Below are 21,373 nucleotides of genomic sequence, written 5' to 3' on the forward strand. Positions count from 1 at the left end.
GCCGGCGGCCTAGCATCCGGACATGAAGTGCGCGCCCCGGCCCCGGTTCCTGCTGCTGCTCGACGGCGGCATCGCCACCGTGAGCCTCGCCGTGTGCCTGCTCGCGCTGCTGGCCTCCGACGCCGGACCGGACACGACCGGTGCGACAGCCGTCGCGGTCGGGCTCGCCGTCGCGCAGGCCAGCTGTCTGCTGTGGATCCGGCGCCACCCGGGGTACGCCGTCGGCGTCGCCGCGCTGGCCGGCCTCGGCCTGGAGGCGCTCTGCCCGCAGCTCGGCTGGCTCGGCCTGGTCGCGGTGCCGCTGGCGTACGTGGCCCGGCTGCGCCCGCCCCGGTACTCGCTCGTGGCGCTCGGGCTGCTGCTGGCGCCGACGCCGTGGAAGCTGGTCACCGGCGGCTGGCGGGACCTGCTGCTCGCGGTGACCGCGCTGGCCCTGGCCTGGGCGCTCGGCGAGTTGCAGCGGGCTCAGGCGCAGCGGCGCTGCGCCTGGGAGCGGCACGTGCTCGCGGCCGAGCGGGAACGCATCTCCCGGGAACTGCACGACGTGGTCGCGCATCACGTCGCTGTCATCGCGGTGCAGGCCGCCGCCGCCGAGGACGTGTTCGACACGCAGCCGGCCCAGGCGCGGGCCGCGCTCGGCGCGATCGACGCGGCGGCCCGGTCGGCGCTCACCGAACTGCGGGCCATGCTGCACGCGCTCGCCCTCGACGACGGGTCCGGACAGGACGGACCGCAGCCGGGGCTGGCGCAGCTCGACGCGCTCGCCGACGCGGTACGCGCGGTCGGCCTGCCGGTGACGTTGCACCGGGAGGGCGACGGCGAGGCGCTGCCCGGCGGGGTGCAGCTGTCGGCGTACCGGATCGTGCAGGAGTCGCTGACGAACGCGCTGCGCCACGGGCACGCCACCCGCGCCGACGTAGACGTCCACTACCGCGACGGCGTCCTGCGGCTGGAGGTCGTCAACGACGGCCCGGCGCCCGCCCGCCGGCCCGGAACGCCCGCCGGGCGCGGCATCGTCGGCATGCGGGAGCGGGCCCGGCTGCTCGGCGGCACGCTCGACGCCGGCCCGCTGCCGGCCGGCGGGTTCCGGGTCCACGCACGGCTGCCGGTCGGGGTGACCCGGTGACGGTGCGGGTGGTGATCGCCGACGACCAGGAGCTGATCCGCGCCGGACTGCGCACGGTGCTCGACGCGCGGCCCGACCTCACAGTGGTCGGCGAGGCCGCCGACGGCGTCGAGGCGGTGACGGTGGCGTCCCGCACCCGGCCGGACGTGGTGCTGATGGACGTCCGGATGCCCCGGCGCGACGGCATCGCCGCCACCCGGGACCTGGTGGCCGCCGGCAACCCGGCGCGAGTGGTCATGCTGACCACGTTCGACCTGGACGAGCACGTCTACGCCGCGCTGCGCGCCGGGGCCAGCGCGTTCCTGCTCAAGGACACCCGCCCGGCCGACCTCGCCGAGGCGGTACGCGTGGTGGCCCGGGGCGAGGCGCTGCTCGCGCCCACAGTGACCCGGCGGCTGCTGGACCGGTACGCCGACCGGCTGCCCGCGCCCGCCCCCACGTCCACCGCCGACGCGCTCGCCGTGCTGACCGCCCGCGAGCGGGAGGTGCTGACGCTCACCGCGCGGGCACTGTCCAATGCGGAGATCGCCGCCCGGCTGCACCTGAGCACCGCCACCGTGAAGACGCACGTCTCGGCGATCCTGACCAAGCTGGGCCTGCGCGACCGGATCCAGGCGGTGGTGCTCGCGTACGACACCGGACTGGTCCGGCCGGAGCCACCGGTCCGGTAGCCGGCGAACCGGACACCGGCCCCAGACGTGCCGGACCGGGCTGTTCCGCCGTCCGGCCTGGCCCGGCATGTCCGCCCTCTCGCGGCGGCAGGGAGCACACCGGACGGCAACGAAGATTTCTCAATTACCCCCAGTGACCGCCGCAACCCTCCTAGTGTTGGCCACACCGGTGCTCGTCACGGAGTTGGCCACCCGAACGACGTCCCACGCCTACAGCGGACGAAAAGTGAGGGAAGACGCGGATGAAGGCACAGTCATTTCTCGGATCGGCGGCGTTCGGCGTGGGCCTCGGCGCACTGCTGCTCCCGGCCGCCGCGCTGGCGGACACCAGGGTCTCACCCGCCACCACCCCGGTCGGCGGCACCGTCGTACTGACCACCACGTGCAACCCGAACGCCGGTGACGCGATCTTCCGGGTCACCGGCCCGGACCGGGACCAGAACGTCAGGTCCACCACCGCGGCCGCGGGCGGCGGCCTGAGCGCCGAACTGTTCACCGCCGGGTTCACGCTCGGCACGTACACCGTCGCCACCACGTGCGGCGACGGCAGCGACGGCGGCAGCGCCACGTTCACCGTCACCCCGATCGGCGGCGCGCAGGCCGGTGGCGGCGGACGCGACGGCGACACCGGCGTGCTCGTCGCCGGCGGCGTGCTGGCCGCCGGGGCGCTCGCCGGCGGCGCGTACGCGGTCGTCCGCCGGCGCCGCGCGGGCGCCACGGCCTGACCGGCTCGCCGAGCGGCCCACCCGCGCCGGACGTCCCGGCGCGGGCGCCGCGTCCTGTCGGACGGAGGTGGGATGCTGTCGGAGTCGCAGCGGCGGGCGCGTCTGCGCACCGTCGTTCTGGTCACCGCCGTCACGCTCGCCGCAGCCACCGGCGCCGGACTGGTCTCGGCCGGGCTCGGCAGCACGTCGACGCCGCCACCGCAGCCCGGCGTATCCGCCGCGCCCGCCACCGAACGCCCCGGTACGGCCGGCCCGGCACTTTCCCGGTCCACGCCGGTCCGGGTCTCCATCCCGCGCATCGGCGTGGACGCCGAGGTCGTCCCGGTCGCCACCGACGCCGACGGCGCGCTGGAGGTGCCGCCGCTGGAACGGCCAGAGGTCACCGGCTGGTACCACCCCGGTCCCGCCCCCGGCCAGGCCGGCAACGCGGTTCTGGTCGGGCACGTCGACTCGCAGCACGGCCCGGCGGTCTTCTTCGACCTCGGGCGGCTGCGCGGCGGCGACACGATCCGGGTGCTGCGGGCCGACGGCCGGACCGCGACGTTCACTGTGGACGGCGTCGGCGCGTACCCGAAGGAGCGCTTCCCCACCGCGCGGGTCTACGGCGGCGACGCGGCGGCCCGGCTGCGGCTGATCACGTGCGGCGGGCGGTTCGACCCGGGTACCGGCAGCTACCCGGACAACATCGTCGTCTTCGCCACCGCGACCCGGTGAGGCTCAGCCGGCCAGGTCGGCCAGTTCCGCGCCGAGCAGCTTCGCCAGCAGCTCCACCCGGCCGGGATCGTTGCCGGCGGTGATGTTCCGGCTGGGCATCTCGACAGTCATCAGCAGATAGAGGTAGAGCCGGTAGAGCCCGAGCCGCCGCCGCGCCCCGGCGTCGAGCGGGAACGGCGCCGCCGCCCGGTAGGCGCGTACCAGCGGGTCGTCCGGCTCGTCCTCGGCGCGGCGGAACAGCAGCGGCGACACCAGGTCCATCAGCGGGTCGCCCCACAGGTACCGCTCGCCGTCGACCAGGCCGCTCAGTCGCGGCGTGCCGTCCGGGCCGTCGACGGCGAGCACGTTCCCGGCCCAGCCGTCGAAGTGCAGCAGCGCCGGGCGGCGGACCGCGTCGAGCACCGTCGCGTGCCGGGCCACCAGTTCCCGGATCCGGGACGCGGGCACCGGCAGCGGCACGGCCCAGTCCGCCGAGTCGGCGAGCATGTCGTCCACCATCGCCGTGTACGCGTCCCGCCACGTCGCGCCGGAGGCCCGGTCGCCGTCGTAGCCGTACCGCTCGCCGGTGACGGCGTGCAGCGCGGCGAGCGCGCGCCCGAACTCCGCGCGCAGCGGCCCGACGTCCGCGCCGGCCCGGGTCAGGTCCCAGAGGGTACGACCTGGCAGCCGCGCCATGAGCAGCCAGTCGCCCAGCTCGGGGTCGGTGCCGTGGTGCAGCAGCGCCGGCGTCGGCACCCCCGGCGCGCGGCCGGCTACCAGGCGCAGGTAGTGCGCCTCCGCGCCGATCATGTCGCGCTCGTAGCGCAGCAGCGGCACGTGCGGCGGCGGACCGACCTTGAGCACCACCTCGCGGCCGTCGGTGAGGCGTACCCACCAGACGGCGGCGAACCCGCCCCCGGTCAGCGGGCCGCAGCCGGCCACCTCGGCGCCGGATCCGAGCGAGGCGGTCAGGTAGCGGCGGACCTGATCGGGGTCGAGGACACGCTGAGTCGGACTCACACTCATGGACCGGGGAGCGTAGTGCCTGCGTCGTGGGCGCAGCGATCGTGAAGACGTGCGGCCACCGGCCGGCGGGACGACCGGTTCAGGCAAGAACCCCCCGCAGGGCCTCCAGTTCGGCCTCGGTGGCGCCGGCAGCCTGGAGATAGGCGGAGACCGAGCCGTGGTGGCTGCGGATCCACACCATGGCATGAAGCAGGTGCGCTGCGGTCACCGGGCGGGTGCCGTGTCCGATCGCCGCGCCGGCCGGCGATCCGGTGAGGCCCAGAGCGGCGTTCGAGCGCAGGAAGTCCTGGGTGACCTCCGCATCGGAAGCATTCAGGAGAGTCTGGATGACGGCGACGACGACTCCGGTGCGGTCCTTGCCGGAGGCGCAGTGGACCAGGGCAGGTAGCGCACCGGGGGTGATGAGCTGCCGGATGATCGCGACGGTGGCACGACCGGCCTGCTCAGCCATGTACGGGTACAGCGCCACCTGGTCGTCCGGCCAGCTCTGCTCGGTGAACACCGGAAAGTGCCACTGCTTGACGTCGAGACCCGCGCACCGGTCCGGCCGGTCGGCCACCTCTCGGATGCTGCGGAGGTCGATGACCGTGCGTAGCCCGAGATCCTCCAGCTCCCGGGCGCCCTCGGGCCTCAGGAGATGCAGGGCGCCAGAGCGATACAGGACCCCACGGCGCAACGATCCGACGCCGCCCGCGTCGCGGAAGTTCCGGACGCCGGAACCGCCGGTGGTGGCGTCGGCCGTGGCCCCACGAGTGATCATGGAGGCGACTATACGAGGTGCACCCTCTCACCCTGTCCCGTCCGGGATATCCCGGCCTACCGGCGGCGAGGGCGATCGTGGTGTGGGAGAGAATCGCCGGATGGCGAGACGGAAGGCGCGCGAGGGCGCGGGTGAGCGTCCGGCGGCCTGCCCGTGTGGCACCGGCCGGCCGTACGCGGACTGCTGCGGCCCGGTGCACCGGGGCGAGGCGACGGTGGCGACAGCGGAGGCGCTGATGCGGTCCCGGTTCAGCGCGTTCGCGCTCGGCGACGCCGCCTACCTGCGGCACAGCTGGCACTCCACCACCCGGCCCGACCGGCTGGAGCTGGATCCGGGCACCCGCTGGACCCGGCTGGAGATCGTGGAGACCGGGCAGGGCGGGCTGTTCGACAGCGCTGGTACGGTCCGGTTCCGGGCGCACTACCGCGAGGGCGGGCAGGCGGGCGTGCTGGCCGAGCACAGCCGCTTCGCCCGCGAGGACGGCCGCTGGGTCTACTTGGACGCGCTGCCGCAGTGACGCCGCACGGTCGGCTGTTAACAAGGGGCCCTTCCTCTACCGGAGGCGTTAAGAGGGGGCCCTTCCTTTCGCCTAGGCGGGGCGCGGGGCGGGCTGAGCGAGTTCGGCGATCTCCCGGGGCAGCTGGGACAGCGCCCGGTTGAACTGGGCGGGCCCGATCACCCGGTGCAGGGCCTGCAACACCGCCCGGGCGCCACGCTCGGCGTCGGACGGTGTCGCGCCGGAGCGTTCGGCGACCCGGCGCAGGAACTCGTCGTACCCGAAGACCTCGGGATCGTCGACCCGGGCGCGTGCCAGCAGCGGACGCAACTCGTGCGCGACGTGCGCGGACAGGTCGTCGGCCTCGCCGCCGCTGATCCGCTCGGCGAGCGTGCGCAGTGTCGCCTCGGTCAGCGCGCGGGCCGTCTCCACCGGCACGCCGGCGCGGGCGGAAACCCGCGCGTAGAACTCCGGTTCGGCCATCGCCCGTCCTCCCGTCGCACCGACAGCGTGGCTACCCGCCGCCGGCCCCGGCAAACACCACCCCGCGCCGCCGGGGGCGAGCACCGGCTCAGGCCAGGGCCCGGGCCGCCGAGACGATCGCGCCGACGCCGATGCCGGCCCGGTCGAGCTGCTGGGCGGGGGTGCCGGAGCCGGGCAGCCCGCGTACCGCCAGGTGGTTGACCCGGGCCGGTTCGCCCAGGTCGGCCAGCGCCTCCAGCACCGCGGAGCCCAGCCCGCCCTCCGGGTAGTGGTCCTCGACCACGACGAGCCGCCCGCCGGTCTCCACCACCGCCTCGGCGAGGCGCTGCCGGTCCACCGGCTTGATCGAGTACAGGTCGATCACCCGGGCCTCGATGCCCTCGCGGGTCAGCTCGTCGGCGGCGGCGAGGCAGAGGTGCACCGTCACGCCGGTGCCGAGCAGCGCCACGTCCCCGCCGTCACGCGGCATCCGGCTGCCGCCGATCGGGAACGGCTCGGCGTCGTCGTAGAGCACCGGGTACGCGCCGCGCGTCGTCCGCAGGTAGCTGACCCCCGGGTGGTCGGGCAGCTGGGCGACCAGGGCCGCGCAGGAGACCGCGTCGGCCGGGCACAGCACCGTGGAGCCGGGGACCGCGCGCAGCGCCGCGATGTCCTCCAGCCCCATCTGGGACGGGCCGTCCGGGCCGATCTCCACCCCGGCGTGCGAGCCGACGAGCGCGATGTCGGCGCGGGAGACGCCGGCCATCCGGATGAAGTCGTACGCCCGGGACCAGAACGCGGCGAACGTCGCGGCGAACGGCCGGTAGCCGCGCACCGCCAGGCCCACCGCCGCGGCGGCGAGCTGCTGCTCGGCGATGAACATCTGGAAGAACCGATCCGGGTACGCGGCGGCGAAGCGTTCCGCCCGGGTGGAGTCGCTGACCTCGCCGTCGAGCGCTACCACGTCGGGCCGGGCGGCCCCGAGGGCGCGCAGCGCGTCGCCGTACGCGTCCCGCGTGGCGACCTTCGTCCCGCGCTCGTACCGGGGCAGTTCCGGCTGCCCGTGCCCGGCCGCTGCGGTGCGCGGCGCGGGTGGTGGTTTCGGTCCGGCGACCCGGATGCGCCAGGGGCCGCCGAGCGCCCGGACGGCCCGGTCGGCCAGCTCCGAGTCGAACGGCTTGCCGTGCCAGGCCGGGTCGTTCTCCACCTCGGGCACGCCCCTGCCCTTGACCGTGCGGGCCAGCACCACTGTCGGCCCGGTGGCGTCGCGTGCCTGCCCGTACGCCTCGTCGATCGCGCCGAGGTCGTGGCCGTCCACGACGATCGCCTGGCAGCCGAACGCCTCGACGCGCCGCCGGTAGGTGTCCAGGTCCCACTCCAGCTCGGTGGGGCCGCGCTGGCCGAACCGGTTGACGTCCACGATCGTGGTGAGGTTGCGCAGCCCGTAGTGGCCGGCCTTGTCCAGCGCCTCCCACACCGATCCCTCGGCGGTCTCGCTGTCGCCGCAGAGCACCCAGACGTGCGCGGGCGAGCGGTCGAGGTACTGGGCGGCCAGCGCCACCCCGACGCCGACCGGCAGGCCCTGCCCGAGCGAGCCGGTGGCCACGTCCACCCAGGGCAGCACCGGCGTCGGGTGACCCTGCAGGCGCGAGCCGGCCCGCCGGTACGTCTCCAGCAGCTCCTGCTCGCTGATCGCGCCGGTGGCCCGGAACACCGCGTACAGCAGTGGCGAGGCGTGCCCCTTGGAGAAGATCAGGTGGTCGTTGCCGGGGTTGTCGGGGTAGGACCAGTCGTAGCGCAGGTGCCGGGCGACCAGCACGGCGAGCAGGTCGGCGGCGGACAGGCTGGACGTGGGGTGCCCGGAGCCGGCCATCGTGCTGCACCTGATGGCGTCCACCCGCAGCTGGGCGGCCAGTTCGGCCAGCCCGGTCAGCTCCTCGTCGCGCAGTGTGCGCTCTGCTTCCAACGTCACCGCGATCGTCTCCCGGGGTCGCCGAATTTCCGGACCAACGCTAGGCCGCGAACGCGACCATTGGTCCCCTTTCTGGCGATTCACGCCCGACCGGTGAGCAGCCAGAGCGCCACCAGCAGGTACGGCAGGACCGCGACCGCGAAGGCCGCCGGGTTGCCCACGGCGCCGGCGAGCAGCCCGTACCCGCCGTAGAAGGCGACGACTGTCAGATCGGTGGCCATCCCGGCCAGCGAGGTGACCGTGGCCCGGGCCGACCCGGCGATCCGGGCCTGGAGCCGCACGTCGGCGAGCACGGTGGCCAGCTGGAACGCGGCGAACGCGGCCGCCAGCAGCAGGAACCCGGCCGGGTGCCGCAGCAGCGCCCCGGCCGCCGTCGCCGTCGCCGCGAACACCAGCAGACCGGCGTACCCCCGGTGGGTCAGCCGCTCGCCCAGCGGCGCCAGCAGCCCGCCCACCGTCATCCCGGCCCACACCACCAGGAGCAGCAGCGGTACGCCCGCCTCGGCCGTGCCGGTGTCGGCGGCCAGCAGCCCGGTGTACTCGTCGAGCCCGCCCCAGATCGCGGTGACGGCCGCGACCAGCAGCACGGCGGCGCGGACGCGGCGGTCGGCCCGCACCTCGGCCAGTCCGAGCCGCAGGCTGTCCAGCCAGCCGGGCTCGTCGTCACCCGGCTTCTCCCCCGGCCCGACGCCCGGCGGCGCCGCGGCGGGTGGTGGGCGGTGTTCCGGGAAGCGGGCCGCGACGGCCGCCGCCAGCAGGCACGTCGCCACGCTCGCCGCGCCGACGGCGAGGTAGCCGCCGAGCGCGAACACCGGCCCGGCGAGCACCCCGGACCCGACCGCGCCGAGCACCTCGGCGGTGCGGGTCCGGCCGATCAGCCGGGCGTACCGGTCGGTGGCGCCGAGGCGTTCCAGCTCGGTGAAGACGAGTGCCTCCAGCGCCCCGGAGCGCAGCGCGCCACCGGCGCCCCAGAGCAGGAAGCCGACGGCGAACGCCGGATAGGACGGCAGCAGCACCCAGAGCGCGAACCCGGCGGCGGCCAGCAGCGGCGCCAGGCAGAGCAGCAGGCGGCGCGACACCGCGTCGGCCCACACGCCGGAGGGCACCTCCAGCAGGATGCCGGCGGCCGCCCAGAGCACGAACAGCGAGGAGATCTGCCCGACCGACAGCCCGGTGTCGGCGAACAGCAGCACGTAGAGCGGGTAGAGCAGGACGAGGTCGGTGAGGAACGCGTACCCGTAGAGCGTCGCCGCCAGGCGGCGGGTAGCGGGCACGCGGGCCGGAGCGACGAGCATGGAACCTTCCCACGGGACGTGACGGACACCGGTCGCAATGCACGGCGTCCGCGGCGGCCCGCGGCCTCGTCGCTCAGGAAGGCATCAACATCGCCAGGTCATGCCGGAATCCTATCTGCCGCGAGGCGCCCGGGTGGTCCCCGGCGGGCACGAGATCGGGGCGGGACCGTGCGGTCCCGCCCCGATTCGTCGCCGCTGTCGGGTCAGCGGCGGAACTTCTCCACGTCGGCCTGCGGAATGACCATGGTGGCCTCGCTGTCCGCGGCCTGCTCGGCGGTCGGCTGGCGCGGCGTGGCCGGCTGGGTGCGCTCGGAGTCGGCGTACGCCGGAATGTGCTGCGTGGCCTCCGCGCCCGCCTGCGACGGCACCGGCTCGGTGGGGTCCGCACCGGTGGCGGCCGGGGCCGACGGGGTGGCCGGGTACGCCGGGACCGGCTGGGTGCGGTCCGCCTCGGCGTCGCGGCTCACCGGCTGGGTCAGCTCCGAGTCCGCGTACGGGCCGGAGGCCGCGAGGCGGGCCTCGACGTCACGCCGGCCGGCCTGGTAGGCGCGGGCGTGCGTGGCGATGGTGCGCGACTCCTCCTCGGCCCGGGTCAGCCAGTTCTCCCAGCGGCTCTGCATCGGCCGGACCAGCCCGCCGCCGACGCCGACGACCAGGATGCCGCCGATGGTGGCGAGCACCGCGATCAGCACCGGGGTGGTGACCGTGGTGGCGACGCCGATCTGGTTGAGCGCGGCAATGACACCGAGACCCAGGATGAACACCGAGGCGAGGTTCGCCAGCACCCGGCCGTACGAGAGGCCGCCGAGCGCGCTGGAGATGATGTCCTTCACCGCGCGGGCGATGGCCGCCGCGACCACCACGATGACGATGGCGACGAACGCCCGGGGCAGCCAGGCGATCACGCCGGCGATCAGGTCGGAGATGGGGTTCGGGCCCCAGATGCCGAACGCGAGCTGGAGCGTGACCAGCAGCACCCCGTAGTAGGCGAGCTTGGCGACGATGTCGCTGGCGTCGTACTTGGAGCGGGCCAGCGCGGTCTTGATCCCGCCGCGCTCGACGGCGCGGTCGAAGTGGACCCGCTCCAGCACCTTGTCGACGAGCTTGAGCACGGCCTTGGCGATCAGCCAGCCGGCGACCAGGATCGCGATGAACGCGACCGCCTTGGGCAGGAACAGCATTACCGAACGGAACGCGTCGCCCACCGCGTCCCCGAAGTTGTCTCTCATCGAAGGGCCTCCACGTACGTGGTCCAGGTTTGTTCGGGTGGGGCTACCCGGACCCGCGCGCGGGGAAACGCGGTCAGCCGCCCGGGCAGCGGTAGACGACCCGGGTGCTGGCCTGCGTCGGCGCCGGTTCGATGATGTTGACGGTGGCGATCGCGGCGGTCGCCCCGACCCCGCTGAACGTCCACTTGAGCGTGAGGGCGGCGGTCTGCTGCCCGCTGCCGACCCGTTCGGTGAGCACGGCGCCGGGCGGCGCGCCGGTGCGGAACCACTGGTAGCGGATCGTCCCGCCGCGCCCGTTGGTGCGCACCGTGGCGACCACGTCGACTGTCACGTCGCAGGCCACCCCGGCCGGCCGGGACACCGCGACGGTGACCCCCTCGACCTCCAGCGGATGCAACCGCTGCCACAGGTAGAGGCCGGCCGCCAGCAGCAGCGCCGCGGTGAGCAGCGTGGACAGCACCGAGACGACGCGTCGCCAGACCGGACGCGTGCGGATCGGGGGCGCGGTGGGCCACTGCGGCGCGGGCGGCGGCGTCGCCGGCACGCCCGGACCGAAGCGCAGCTCGCCACCCGGAGCCGGCCCGCCACTCACCGCCCGCGCGTCGCCGGTCCGATCCGGGTACGCCCCGCCGTCCGTCGCCGCCGTCCCGGAGTGGTGCCCCCGAGGCGGCCCGCCGGTGGGTTGCCAGGAGGCGGTGGGCTGCCATGATGCGGTCGGTTCCGCGCCGGGACGCCCCGTCGGGCGCGGGTAGACGGTGGCCTGCCCGGTCGCGTTTCCGGCTGGCGGGCGCATCTGGACCGTCGCCTCGCCCGCGTCGTCTGCCCGGCCTGGGCGCACGTGCACGGTCTGCTCGGCATCGGGCGGCGTCGGCGTGGCCGGGGCGGCGAGGTCTGCGGTGCGGTCGTCCCCGCCGGGGATCGCCGTCAGGTGGACCGTGGGTTCGGCGGTCGGTGGCTGGTCACCCGCCGCCCCGGGGAGGTGGACGGTGGGCTCCGACCTGCCGGTCGCCGCCGGGGTGTCGACGGCGAGCCGGACGGTCGGCTCCGCGTTGTCGATTACCAGCACGGTTGTCGGCTCGGCACCGCCGGCGGGCGGCTCCGCCCGCTCCACGACGAGCGGCACTGTCGGCTCCGCTTTCTCGGCGGTCTGCTCCGCCCGCGTGACGGCGAGCGGGACCGTCGAGTCGGCGTCGGCTCGCGGCCGGACCAGGTCGACGGTGGGCTCGGCGGTGTCCGCGTCACCGGTGATCGGCAGGGCGCGGGTGGGCAGCGCCTCGGTGGGCTCGTCGGGGCGGGTCACGCGGAGGTTCCCCGGGACGGGCTGCGGTGCGGGACGGTGGGCACTGTCGTACTCCTAGCCGGGGGTGCAGTCGTGGTAGAGCGTCACATACACAGGTGACGCCGAGGTGGTCGTGTTGCCGGCGGCGTCGGCGGCGGTGACCCGGACGGGGATCCGGGTGCTGCTCCTGGGCGTGGACAGCGGGCCGAGCGTGCCGGTGAACACGCCGCGCCCGGTGGCGGACATCCGGATCGTGCCGGTGGCGCCGTCGAGGGTGTAGCCGAAGGTGACGGTGAGCGCGGCCGCGCCACTGCGGTCGTCGGTGACGGTGGCGGTGACGGTGCTGCTCTTGGCGCCGTAGGGGCAGCCCTTCGGGTCCAGCTCCCCCGGGTCGGCGCGTACGCCGTCCACGACCGGCGCTGTCACGTCCGGCGGCGGGCTGGTGCTGCGCGACGCGCTGGGGGTGGGCGTGCCGGTGCGGGTCGGCGTTCCGGTCCGGTCCGGCGTGGGCGGTGGCGGCGCGGCGGCCGCGGTGGCCGGGCCGGGTGTCGGCGACGGGCTGGGTGTCTCGGAGCCGGTCGGGTCCGGTGCGGGCGTGCCGGCGGCGGTGGCGGGAGCAGCGCTCGCCGGGCCGGTGGGACCGGCGGCGGAGGTGCCGTCGTTGGCGGCGTAGCTGTAGCCGGCGCCACCGGCCAGGGCGGCGGCGACCAGGGTGCCGGCGGCCAGAGCGGTACGGGCGCGGCCCTGACGGAACCGTCCGCCCCGGCCGGTGGTCGTGCCGAGTTCGGTGTGCGCGACGGCGGTGGCGCCCCCGGCCCGCTCGGGGAACGGCCACAGCGCGGCGAGCAGCGCGGCCCGCCGGGCGAGCTCCCGCAGCCCGCGTTCCTCCCAGTCGGGGCCGTACCCGATGCCGGCGACCCGTTCCAGCAGGTCCAGGAACGCCTCGGCGGTCGGCGGGCGATCGTCGGGGCGTTTGGCCATGCCGTGGCGCAGCAGCTCGTGCACCGGCGGGGGCGCCGCCTCGGCGGGGATCGGTGCGCCGGCGTGCTGGTCGCGCAGGGAGAGCAGGTCCGGCCCCTGGTACGGGGGCCGGCCGGTGAGGCACTCGAAGAACGTGGCGGTGGCGGCGTAGACGTCGCACGCCGGGCTGGCCGGGGCGCCGGTCCACTGCTCGGGGGCCATGTAGCGGGGCGTGCCGGAGACAGTGGCGCCGGAGCCCTGGCCGATCGGCATGGCGATGCCGAAGTCGGCGAGCTTGCTCAGCCCGGTGCCGGTGACCAGGACGTTCTCCGGCTTGTAGTCACGGTGCACGACTCCGTGGGCGTGCGCGGCGGCCAGGCCGGCGAGCGAGCCCTTGAGGACGCAGAGCGCGGCCTCGGGCGTGGTCGGGCCGTGTTCGCGAAGCATCTGGCGCAGCGAGACCCCGTCGACCAGCTCCATCACGATGGCCGCGCCGTGCGGGCTCTCCACGTACTCGTAGAGGCGGCTGACGTGCGGGTCGTCGATCTCGCCGAGCAGCCGGGCCTCGGTGCGGAACGCGGTCCGGAACGCCGAGTCCGCGCCCAGGTCGCGGACCAGGTACTTGATCGCGACCGGGGTGCCGGTCGGGTCGTGGGTGGCGAGCACGACGCTGCCCGACGCGCCGGCGCCGAGCCGGCGGACCGGCGTGTATCCGGACAGTTCCCAGCCGCTCATGCGACAGACTCCACGGCGTCCCACGGGCGGATGTCGGGTGCCGCCTCGGTCGTCATTCTCACCGCGCCACGGCCGTCGGCCATCGCCGCAACGGCTGCTTCCGGACGCCGGTCGGCGCCCGGTTCCCGGTACGGCGCGGCACCGCACGGCAGTTGGTCGTTATCGGACACACCGCCACGAGTACCAGACCCCGGCAACCACCCTCACCTCGTTGATCATGAAGTTGGCCGGGGACAAAGAGGACGGAGATCGCCGCCACCTTCATGGTCGACGGGCTGGGACCGGGGGCGGTCAGAAGCGGCGGGCTGGGGGGATGCCTGCGGGTGGAGGGGTGCGGAGCAGCCAGAGGGGGTTGCTCGCGCCTACTATCTCCCCGTCGCGGTCGCGGATCTGGGTACGCACGTACGTGCCGGCGCCGACGCGCACCGGCAGGTCGTGCCAGCCCTGCCGCAACTGCCGCCAGGCAACCTGCCCGACCCGGACAGCCGGTGTCGGGTCCGCGACACCGGCCCGGTCGACCGCGCCGGTGACCGTCTCCAGCGTGGCCCCGGCCGGCAGGTCGGTGGCGCGCAGCCGCACCGTGACGGCCTCCTCGGCGAGCACGGCGAGGGCGCCCATGGCGCTGCGGCCACCCAGTTCCAGGTCCAGCGCGCCCCGGTAGCCGGCCAGGTCGGCGAACCACGCCTGCCCGGCGCGCAGCGCCGCGACCAGGTCGTCCCGGCCGGTCGAGGCCGCCCAGACCGATGTGACGTTCCGGTCCCGGCCGGCCCGCCAGTCGGTGCCGTCGTGGTCGTCGGTGACTCCCACGGCGGTGAGCGGGATCGCGTTGCGGGCCGCCACGTCGTACGCCCACAGGTGGTCCTCGACCGGTCTCCGGCCGATCTCGATCAGGTCGACGCCGAGCGCGTCGCGGCTCACCAGCAGCCGGGCCAGCGACTCGCGGCGCTCCGCGTCCAGCGGGTGGTTCCAGCAGACCACGCCGCCGTGCGAGTGCAGGAACTCCACCATCCTCTCGGTGGCGTCGACGTCGTTGTCCCGGTACGGCGGGGACGGGAAGCGCGGCAGCGTGCCGTCACCGCCGAACCAGTTGAGGTGCCGCACCATGGACACCTCGTACGCGCGGTGGTGGGTGACGCCGGGATACGCGCCGTCGTAGCCGCGCAGCACCTCGGCGCGCAGTTCCTCGCCCGCCTGCCCGGCGCGGCGGGCCCGGTCGAAGACGAGCCGGTCCACCAGGTACGCGCCGCGCGCGCCACCGGCCACCGTCACGCCGAGGCGCAGCCCGCGCAGCGAGTTGTCCCCGGCGACCAGGTCCGGCCAGAGCCGACGTACGTCGGCGAGCAGGTCGAACGTGTGCCGCCGCCAGGCGCCGGCCGGGGCGGGCAGTTCCACAGTGCCGTGCCGGCCGTCGACCGTGTGCCGGGTCGTGTCCACGCCGCCGAGGCGGTAGCGCAGCACGAGCTGCCCGGCGGGCCGGCCGGTTCCGGCCGGGTGGTGCGAGAGCGCCAGCTCCACGGTGAGCGTGGCGTCCCGGCCGGCCGCCTCGGGGCGTACGTCGAGGTGCAGTGTGGTGTCGGAGATGTTGGAGGTGTGCGTCCAGTTCCACGCCTTGCCCGCGTACCAGTGGGTGCCGGCACCGGCGGCGGTGAGGCGCAGCGCGCGGCCCGGGCCGTCGGGGGCGTCCGGCACGTCCACGAAGTCGGCGGCCGGGGCGGACAGGCGCCCCTCGGTGGCCGGCTGCCAGGTCCAGGCCAGGCCGCCCTCGCGTTCCTCCGGCCCGTCGAAGTGGACGACGCGGCGGTGGTCGTGGGCGGCGACCCGGAAGTCGTGGTCGGTCCACCAGAGCACGTCGACGCCGTTGCGGCGGGCCTGGTCGAGGTGGGCGGCGTAGCTGGCCACGCCCTCGCTGAACGAGGCGTGCAGGTGCATCGCCATGCTGACCGGCCGCCGGCCGCGCGGCGGGGGCGGCGGCCTGTCGCTGGTGGCGGCCAGCCCGACCGGCACGCCGATCCCGGCGACCGCCAGCCCGCCCGCGGCGACGAGCAGGCTACGCCGGTCCAGCCGTCCACGACCCGCCATGCCACTCCCCCATCCCGCCGGGGCCAGCGTACGTGCGGAACATCAGCGCGGGGGTACCGCCACCCGGGCGGCGAGCGGGCGCCCGGCCAGCCGCCGGATCGCCAGGTACGCCTCGCAGCCGAGGCAGAGCCCGAACGCGGCGTTTCCGAAGGCAGCGGCCAGCGCGGCGCCGGTGGCGGACAGGCCGAGCGCGGGCAGCCCGGCGAACCAGCCGGCCGCGCCGACGACACTGAAGGCCAGGCCGACGACCTGGGCGAAACGCACCGGCGCGACCGGCTCCAGCTCCGCCGGCGGGTCCAGCCGGGGCGCCACCAGGGCGCGGAACAGCAGACCGTACGGCCCGAGGCGCGGGTTCAGGGCGGTGAGCGCGAACACGACGGCCTGGGCGAGCAGGAGCAGCCCGGAGCCGGTGACGAGGACGAGCGCGAGGACGGCTGTGGTGAGGACGGCGGCGAAGCGCGGTCCCCGGGGGTCGAGCAGCATGGGGTCGGTCCGTTCGTGCGGGGGCGGTCGGTCAGGCGGGACGCGCCGCCGCACAGAGGCTCGTGGCGAGCCGCCCGTGGTCCACCACCCGGCGGCGGGTCAGCCGTACGCCGGTCATCGCCCGGCTCCGACGGTGAGCGCGGCGGTCAGGTCGTCGCGGTCGGGCACGCCCGCTGCCCGGCGCACCACGCGGCCGGCCGCGTCCACCACCAGCACGGTCGGGGTACGCCACACGTCCAGTTCCCGGGCCGCGTCGAGGTGTTCGTCCACGCCGACCTCCAGCACGGTCACGCCGTCGTGGCGGGCGGCGACGTCGGCGAGCACCCGGCGGGCGGCCCGGCAGGGCGCAGACCGGGGCGGAGAACTGCACCAGCGTGACCTCGCCGGGGCGTACCCCGAGGGCGGTGAGGGTGGCCCGGTGCGGCGCCCCGGCAGCGGTCGATGGGCGATTCCGGACGGCGCGCAGCCGCCCGTCGTGGCGGCGGCGCCACCAGCCGAACGCGGTGGCGGCCGCGAGCACCGCGAGGAGCACGACGATCCCGGCCGGGCTGGGCGACTGCATCGGCCCAGGCTGCCACGGCAGGTAGCGGAAGGACATGGTCCGTCCCGGTCAGCGGATGTGAGATCGCCTACTCCGGCGGTAGGAACGGCCGGCGAACGTCGCTTTTGTCCTCTGGCGCACCGCGCGCGCTTGGCAATATTCTCCACCACACGCGCATTCCTTGCAGTTCCTTTACATCGCCCGGCGCGGGTCGGGCCATCGAGGAGGCGAGATGCACTTCGACCACCCCGAGCTGGACCGCCGTACGCTGCTGCGGGCCGGCCTCGGCGCCGCCGCGGTCGCGGTCGTCGGGAGCGAGCTCGCCCTGCCGGCCGCCGCGCAGGCGGCGCCGGGCGCGGACCTCGACTGGATCATCAGCTGCGACGGGTGGGCCGCCCGCCCGCCGGCCGACCCGCTCTCGGTGAGCGCGATCCCGACCAACAAGATCATCGTGCACCACATGGCGTTCCCGAACGTCACCGACTACTCCGAGGAGCACGCCAAGCAGCTCGCCCGCGACTGCCAGGACCTCCACATGGACGGCAACGGCTGGTCCGACACCGGGCAGCACTTCACGGTGAGCCGCGGCGGTCACGTCCTGGAGGGACGGCACGGCAGCCTGGGCCGGCTGCGGGCCGGTGACCGGCAGATGATCGCCGCGCACTGCCCGGGCGAGAACGGGCGGGCCATCGGCATCGAGAACGAGGGCACGTACGTCACCGAGACGCCGCCGGAGGAGCTGCTCGACTCCCTCGCCCGGCTGTGCACCGCGATCTGCCGGCAGTACGGGCTGCACGCGCACGACATCTTCGGCCACTGGGACTTCCGCGCCACACTCTGCCCGGGGGCGATGTTCTACCGCGAGTTCCCGGCGCTGCGCCGCGCGGTGTTCAAGGAACTCGGCACCGACCTGGGCGACGTGCCGGCCCGCCGCTGGCCGGACATCTGGCGCTTCGTCGGCGGGCCGGTGGTCCGGGTCGCGCAGTACCTGCTGACGTTCCAGGGCTACACCGTGCCGGTCACCGGCGTGTTCGACGCGGCCACCGTCGCGGCGGTGCAGGACTGGCAGGCCCGCAACGGCATCCCGGTCGACGTCGACGCCACGCTCACGGCGCCGACCTGGGAGACCCTGGCACCGGAGCTGGACCAGAAGTCGAGCGGGATCCCGGTGACCGCCGCGCAGTTCATGCTCGCCTCCAAGGGCTACGCCGAGGTCGTCCCGACCGGCGAGTACGACCACGCCACCCGCACGGCGGTGAAGGACCTCCAGCGCCTGCACGGACTACCGCCCAACGGCAAGATCAGCACCACCACCTGGTGCGCGCTGGTGGGGGGTGTGGTGCGCCAGTCGTTCCACAAGCACTGACGGCGCACCGGCGGGGAGAGCGGTGGGGGTGGCGACGCGCCACCCCCACCGTGTCGTTGTGGGACGGAAGGCGGCGAAACGTCGGCATTGACAGCTGGTGAACAACGGCTATCCCGGACGCCGGTGATGCGTCGATCATTGCCCGCAGATAGATATGAGTCATTCTCACCTCCGGGCACGACGCCCGGCGCGGAGGCCGAGACGCCGTCAGCCGGGCGTACCGAACGGCCCGACTCCGCGTCCCCGGAGGATCGCCATGCCACGACCCGCCATCCGTGCCCGCCTCGCGGCGCTCACCGCCGCCGCCCTCACCGCGAGCGTCCTGACGGTCACCCCGCCGTCACCGGCGCTCGCCGCCACCACGTTCACCCCCGACGACTACTGCCTCGGCCAGTGCGCCGACATCCTGCCCCCCGGGCAGAACGGCAACGCCACGCTCGCCGGCATCCTGGCCCACCAGGCGCTCGGCACCCGCCCCGCGCACTCGAGCGACCAGCTCGACGAGTACGCCAACCTGGTCTACAACTACGCCGGGCTGACCGACGAGCAGATCGCCCACTTCTACAACGACGCCTCGTTCGGGGTCCCCGACGGGCAGGTCGAGAGCACGATCTCGCCGCGCTCGGACGTCACCATCGTGCGGGACAAGGCCACCGGCGTCCCGCACGTCACCGGCACCACCCGCTCCGGCACCATGTTCGGCGCCGGGTACGCCGGCGCCCAGGACCGGCTCTGGGTGATGGACCTGCTGCGGCACGTCGGCCGCGGCAACGTCAGCTCGTTCGCCGGCGGCGCCCCCGGCAACCGGGAACTGGAGCAGAGCGTCTGGGCCAACTCGCCCTACACGGAGGCGGACCTCCAGGCCCAGGTGAACGCGCTGCGCCTCAAGGGCACCCGGGGCCAGCAGCTCTACACCGACGTGGTCGACTACATCGCCGGCATCAACGCCTACATCGACAAGTCGATCGCCGACGACAACTACCCCGGCGAGTACGTGCTCACCGGCGCCGGGAAGCCGAAGCACTTCACCATGACCGACCTGATCGCCACCGCCGGTGTCATCGGCGGGCTGTTCGGCGGGGGCGGCGGCAGCGAGATGCAGTCCGCGCTGGTCCGGGTGGCCGCCCGGGCCAAGTACGGGCCCACCGAGGGCGACCGGGTCTGGGCGGCGTTCCGCTCGCAGAACGACCCGGAGACCGTGCTGACGCTGCACGACGGGCAGAGCTTCCCGTACGGCGCGACGCCGCCCGGCGCCACCAGCGCGGTGCTGCCCGACGCCGGCACGGTGGTCGCCGAGCCGCTCGCGTACGACGCCACCGGCGGGGCCGCCGCCCGCACCGGCAGCAGCGCCGCCACCAAGGACCTGGTCGGTGGCCTGTCCAACCTGCGGGCACACGGCATGTCCAACGCGGTAGTGGTCTCCGGCCGGCACACCACCACCGGCAACCCGGTGGCCGTGTTCGGCCCGCAGACCGGCTACTTCGCGCCGCAACTGCTCATGCTCCAGGAACTCCAGGGGCCGGGGATCAGCGCGCGCGGCGCCGCGTTCGCCGGGCTGAACCTCTACGTGCTGCTCGGCCGCGGCCAGGACTACGCGTGGAGCGCCACCTCAGCCTCCCAGGACCTGACCGACACGTACGCGGTGCCGCTGTGCACCACCGACGGCAGCGCGCCGACGCTGCGCTCCAACCGCTACCTCTACCGCGGCCAGTGCGTCGCGATGGAGGTGCTGGAGAAGCGCAACTCCTGGTCGCCGACGCTCGCCGACTCCACCCCGGCCGGCGCGTACACGCTGCGCTCGCTGCGCACCAAGTACGGGCTGGTGGCCTACCGGGGGCTGGTGAACGGGCAGCCCACCGCGTTCACCAAGCTGCGCTCCACCTACCGGCACGAGGCCGACTCGGCGATCGGCTTCCAGGCGTTCAACGACCCGGCGGCGATGGGCAGCGCGGCGGCGTTCCAGACGTCCGCAACCAGCGTCGGGTACGCGTTCAACTGGTTCTACGTCAACTCGACAGAGGCGGCGTACTACAACTCCGGCTCCAACCCGGTCCGCCCGTCCGGGCTCGACCCGAACCTGCCCGCGAAGGCGGAGCCGGCGTACGAGTGGGCCGGCTGGAACCCGGACACCAACGACGCCACGTACGCCCCGGCGTCGGCCCACCCGCAGTCGGTCAACCAGGACTACTACGTCAGCTGGAACAACAAGCAGGCGCGCGACTTCGGCGCGGCCGACGGCAACTTCAGCTACGGCGCCGTGCACCGGGGCCAGCTGCTCGACGGTCCGGTGCGCGCGGCCATCGCCCAGCGCAAGGTCGGCCGCGCCGACATCGTCCGGATCACCGCCGAGGCGGCGGTGACCGACCTGCGCGGCCAGCAGGTCCTCGGCGAACTGCTGCGGGTGCTCGACAGCACGCCGGTCACCGACCCGGCGCTCGCCGCCGCGGTGAGCAAGCTGCGGGCCTGGCAGCAGGCCGGGTCGCGGCGGGTGGAGACGTCACCCGGCTCGAAGGTCTACCAGCACGCCGACGCCATCCGGATCTTCGACGCCTGGTGGCCGCTGCTGGCCTCGGCCCAGTTCCGCCCCGGCCTCGGCCCCGACCTGTACGGCGCGCTCGTCGGCGCCCTCCAGGTCAACGAGTCGCCCTCGGGCGGCCAGAACGGCGCCCGCGACGGCACCGTGAACTGGGCGGCGCAGGGCCAGGCGCACAAGGGCTCGTCGTTCCAGTACGGCTGGTGGGGCTACGTCGACAAGGACCTGCGTGCCGTGCTCGGCGACCCGGTGGCCGGTGGGCTCGGGCGCACGTACTGCGGCAACGGCAACCTGGGCGCGTGCCGGCAGGCGCTGCTCGACACGCTCGGCCAGGCCACGGCGGCGCCGGCGACCACCGTCTACCCGGGCGACTCGTCCTGCGGGGCGGGCGACCAGTGGTGCGCCGACTCGATCGCCCAGTCCGGGCTCGGCGGCATCACCCACCCGCTGATCGCCTGGCAGAACCGGCCCACCTACCAGCAGGTCGTCTCGTTCCCGGCGCGCCGGGGCGACACGGTGACCAACCTGGCGCAGGGCCGTACCGCCACCGCGTCCAGCACGCAGTTCCTGACCAGCAACACCCCGGCGAAGGCGGTCGACGGCAGCCTCGGCACCCGGTGGGCCAGCAGCTACAACGACAACCAGTGGCTGCGGGTGGACCTCGGCTCGGCCCGCACGATCAGCCGGGCGGTGCTGCGGTGGGAGGCCGCCTACGCCACCGGCTACCGGATCGAGGTCTCCGGTGACGGCAACTCCTGGCAGCCGGTGTTCAGCACCACCACCGGCAACGGCGGCGTCGACAACGTGACGTTCGCCCCGGTCAGCGCCCGCTACGTGCGGATGTACGGCGTCACGCGGGCCACCTCGTACGGCTTCTCGCTCTACGAGTTCGAGGTCTACGGACGGTGACGTCATGCGGACGGCCGGCGGGAGCTCCCGCCG

18 protein-coding genes are annotated in these 21,373 nt (G+C 74.7%); 7 read left to right on the forward strand and 11 right to left on the reverse strand.

Annotation, left to right across the window (positions count from 1 at the left end; translation table 11 throughout):
- Nucleotides 1-22: 22 nt before the first annotated feature.
- The 4 genes from ACGFIA_RS27605 to ACGFIA_RS27620 all read left to right on the forward strand — a co-directional run bounded on the left by ACGFIA_RS27605 (nt 23) and on the right by ACGFIA_RS27620 (nt 3,236).
- Complete coding sequence (locus ACGFIA_RS27605) at nt 23-1,126, forward strand: histidine kinase (RefSeq protein WP_357390030.1); 1,104 nt, start codon at nt 23-25, stop codon at nt 1,124-1,126.
- On the forward strand, nt 1,123-1,797 hold the full coding sequence (locus tag ACGFIA_RS27610) for a response regulator (protein ID WP_393262859.1): 675 nt from the start codon (nt 1,123-1,125) through the stop codon (nt 1,795-1,797). The genes ACGFIA_RS27605 and ACGFIA_RS27610 overlap by 4 nt, the downstream gene beginning before the upstream one ends.
- A 242-nt stretch (nt 1,798-2,039) precedes the next feature.
- On the forward strand, nt 2,040-2,522 hold the full coding sequence (locus ACGFIA_RS27615; protein WP_357390026.1) for a hypothetical protein: 483 nt from the start codon (nt 2,040-2,042) through the stop codon (nt 2,520-2,522).
- A 72-nt stretch (nt 2,523-2,594) separates the two neighbouring features.
- Nucleotides 2,595-3,236 carry a class F sortase gene (locus tag ACGFIA_RS27620; RefSeq protein ID WP_357390024.1) on the forward strand — a complete coding sequence of 214 codons (642 nt, stop codon included), beginning with the start codon at nt 2,595-2,597 and terminating at the stop codon, nt 3,234-3,236.
- 3 nt (nt 3,237-3,239) lie between these two features.
- Here ACGFIA_RS27620 and ACGFIA_RS27625 read toward each other — a convergent pair whose 3' ends face one another.
- On the reverse strand, nt 3,240-4,241 hold the full coding sequence (locus tag ACGFIA_RS27625) for an aminoglycoside phosphotransferase family protein (protein WP_357390022.1): 1,002 nt from the start codon (nt 4,239-4,241) through the stop codon (nt 3,240-3,242).
- 79 nt (nt 4,242-4,320) lie between these two features.
- Nucleotides 4,321-5,001 (reverse strand): tyrosine-protein phosphatase, encoded by a 681-nt coding sequence (locus ACGFIA_RS27630; RefSeq protein WP_357390020.1) that lies wholly within the window; start codon nt 4,999-5,001, stop codon nt 4,321-4,323.
- Nucleotides 5,002-5,101: 100 nt separating this feature from the next.
- Between ACGFIA_RS27630 and ACGFIA_RS27635 the strand changes: the two genes are divergently transcribed.
- On the forward strand, nt 5,102-5,518 hold the full coding sequence (locus ACGFIA_RS27635) for a YchJ family protein (protein ID WP_357390018.1): 417 nt from the start codon (nt 5,102-5,104) through the stop codon (nt 5,516-5,518).
- A gap of 72 nt (nt 5,519-5,590) precedes the next feature.
- Here the strand turns inward: ACGFIA_RS27635 and ACGFIA_RS27640 are convergent, their stop codons facing one another.
- The 9 genes from ACGFIA_RS27640 to ACGFIA_RS27680 form a co-directional block, all read right to left on the reverse strand.
- On the reverse strand, nt 5,591-5,980 hold the full coding sequence (locus ACGFIA_RS27640) for a DUF2267 domain-containing protein (RefSeq protein WP_357471537.1): 390 nt from the start codon (nt 5,978-5,980) through the stop codon (nt 5,591-5,593).
- Between the two features lie 88 nt (nt 5,981-6,068).
- Nucleotides 6,069-7,931 (reverse strand): transketolase, encoded by a 1,863-nt coding sequence (locus ACGFIA_RS27645; protein ID WP_357480134.1) that lies wholly within the window; start codon nt 7,929-7,931, stop codon nt 6,069-6,071.
- 80 nt (nt 7,932-8,011) lie between these two features.
- Nucleotides 8,012-9,226 (reverse strand): MFS transporter, encoded by a 1,215-nt coding sequence (locus ACGFIA_RS27650; RefSeq protein ID WP_357390012.1) that lies wholly within the window; start codon nt 9,224-9,226, stop codon nt 8,012-8,014.
- 203 nt (nt 9,227-9,429) lie between these two features.
- A complete protein-coding gene (locus ACGFIA_RS27655) occupies nt 9,430-10,455 on the reverse strand; it encodes a hypothetical protein (RefSeq protein WP_357480129.1) in 1,026 nt (341 codons plus the stop codon).
- Between the two features lie 73 nt (nt 10,456-10,528).
- On the reverse strand, nt 10,529-11,755 hold the full coding sequence (locus ACGFIA_RS27660; protein ID WP_357390008.1) for a hypothetical protein: 1,227 nt from the start codon (nt 11,753-11,755) through the stop codon (nt 10,529-10,531).
- Nucleotides 11,756-11,809: 54 nt separating this feature from the next.
- The gene (locus tag ACGFIA_RS27665) at nt 11,810-13,429 is read right to left on the reverse strand and encodes a serine/threonine-protein kinase (protein WP_357480124.1); all 1,620 of its coding nucleotides are present in this window, start codon (nt 13,427-13,429) and stop codon (nt 11,810-11,812) included.
- Nucleotides 13,430-13,720: 291 nt separating this feature from the next.
- The gene (locus ACGFIA_RS27670; protein ID WP_357390004.1) at nt 13,721-15,508 is read right to left on the reverse strand and encodes a hypothetical protein; all 1,788 of its coding nucleotides are present in this window, start codon (nt 15,506-15,508) and stop codon (nt 13,721-13,723) included.
- 42 nt (nt 15,509-15,550) lie between these two features.
- Nucleotides 15,551-15,991 (reverse strand): DUF4395 domain-containing protein, encoded by a 441-nt coding sequence (locus ACGFIA_RS27675; RefSeq protein WP_357390002.1) that lies wholly within the window; start codon nt 15,989-15,991, stop codon nt 15,551-15,553.
- A gap of 114 nt (nt 15,992-16,105) precedes the next feature.
- Entirely contained in the window at nt 16,106-16,315 is a 210-nt protein-coding gene (locus ACGFIA_RS27680) for a TlpA family protein disulfide reductase (protein ID WP_393262867.1), read from the reverse strand.
- Between the two features lie 449 nt (nt 16,316-16,764).
- Between ACGFIA_RS27680 and ACGFIA_RS27685 the strand changes: the two genes are divergently transcribed.
- Complete coding sequence (locus ACGFIA_RS27685) at nt 16,765-17,898, forward strand: N-acetylmuramoyl-L-alanine amidase (protein WP_393262870.1); 1,134 nt, start codon at nt 16,765-16,767, stop codon at nt 17,896-17,898.
- Nucleotides 17,899-18,154: 256 nt separating this feature from the next.
- A complete protein-coding gene (locus ACGFIA_RS27690) occupies nt 18,155-21,340 on the forward strand; it encodes a penicillin acylase family protein (RefSeq protein ID WP_357389996.1) in 3,186 nt (1,061 codons plus the stop codon).
- Nucleotides 21,341-21,373 lie beyond the last annotated feature (33 nt).

It is taken from the genome of Micromonospora sp. NPDC049203 (assembly GCF_043197215.1).
In the GTDB taxonomy this organism is placed as follows: domain Bacteria; phylum Actinomycetota; class Actinomycetes; order Mycobacteriales; family Micromonosporaceae; genus Micromonospora.

Bases quoted from the DNA above. Each gene is read 5' to 3' on its own strand.
- ACGFIA_RS27605 (WP_357390030.1), top strand. From the start codon at position 23: ATGAAGTGCGCGCCCCGGCCCCGGTTCCTGCTGCTGCTCGACGGCGGC.
- ACGFIA_RS27615 (WP_357390026.1), top strand. From the start codon at position 2,040: ATGAAGGCACAGTCATTTCTCGGATCGGCGGCGTTCGGCGTGGGCCTC.
- ACGFIA_RS27620 (WP_357390024.1), top strand. From the start codon at position 2,595: ATGCTGTCGGAGTCGCAGCGGCGGGCGCGTCTGCGCACCGTCGTTCTG.
- ACGFIA_RS27625 (WP_357390022.1), bottom strand. From the start codon at position 4,241: ATGAGTGTGAGTCCGACTCAGCGTGTCCTCGACCCCGATCAGGTCCGC.
- ACGFIA_RS27630 (WP_357390020.1), bottom strand. From the start codon at position 5,001: ATGATCACTCGTGGGGCCACGGCCGACGCCACCACCGGCGGTTCCGGC.
- ACGFIA_RS27635 (WP_357390018.1), top strand. From the start codon at position 5,102: ATGGCGAGACGGAAGGCGCGCGAGGGCGCGGGTGAGCGTCCGGCGGCC.
- ACGFIA_RS27640 (WP_357471537.1), bottom strand. From the start codon at position 5,980: ATGGCCGAACCGGAGTTCTACGCGCGGGTTTCCGCCCGCGCCGGCGTG.
- ACGFIA_RS27650 (WP_357390012.1), bottom strand. From the start codon at position 9,226: ATGCTCGTCGCTCCGGCCCGCGTGCCCGCTACCCGCCGCCTGGCGGCG.
- ACGFIA_RS27655 (WP_357480129.1), bottom strand. From the start codon at position 10,455: ATGAGAGACAACTTCGGGGACGCGGTGGGCGACGCGTTCCGTTCGGTA.
- ACGFIA_RS27665 (WP_357480124.1), bottom strand. From the start codon at position 13,429: ATGAGCGGCTGGGAACTGTCCGGATACACGCCGGTCCGCCGGCTCGGC.
- ACGFIA_RS27670 (WP_357390004.1), bottom strand. From the start codon at position 15,508: ATGGCGGGTCGTGGACGGCTGGACCGGCGTAGCCTGCTCGTCGCCGCG.
- ACGFIA_RS27675 (WP_357390002.1), bottom strand. From the start codon at position 15,991: ATGCTGCTCGACCCCCGGGGACCGCGCTTCGCCGCCGTCCTCACCACA.
- ACGFIA_RS27685 (WP_393262870.1), top strand. From the start codon at position 16,765: ATGCACTTCGACCACCCCGAGCTGGACCGCCGTACGCTGCTGCGGGCC.
- ACGFIA_RS27690 (WP_357389996.1), top strand. From the start codon at position 18,155: ATGCCACGACCCGCCATCCGTGCCCGCCTCGCGGCGCTCACCGCCGCC.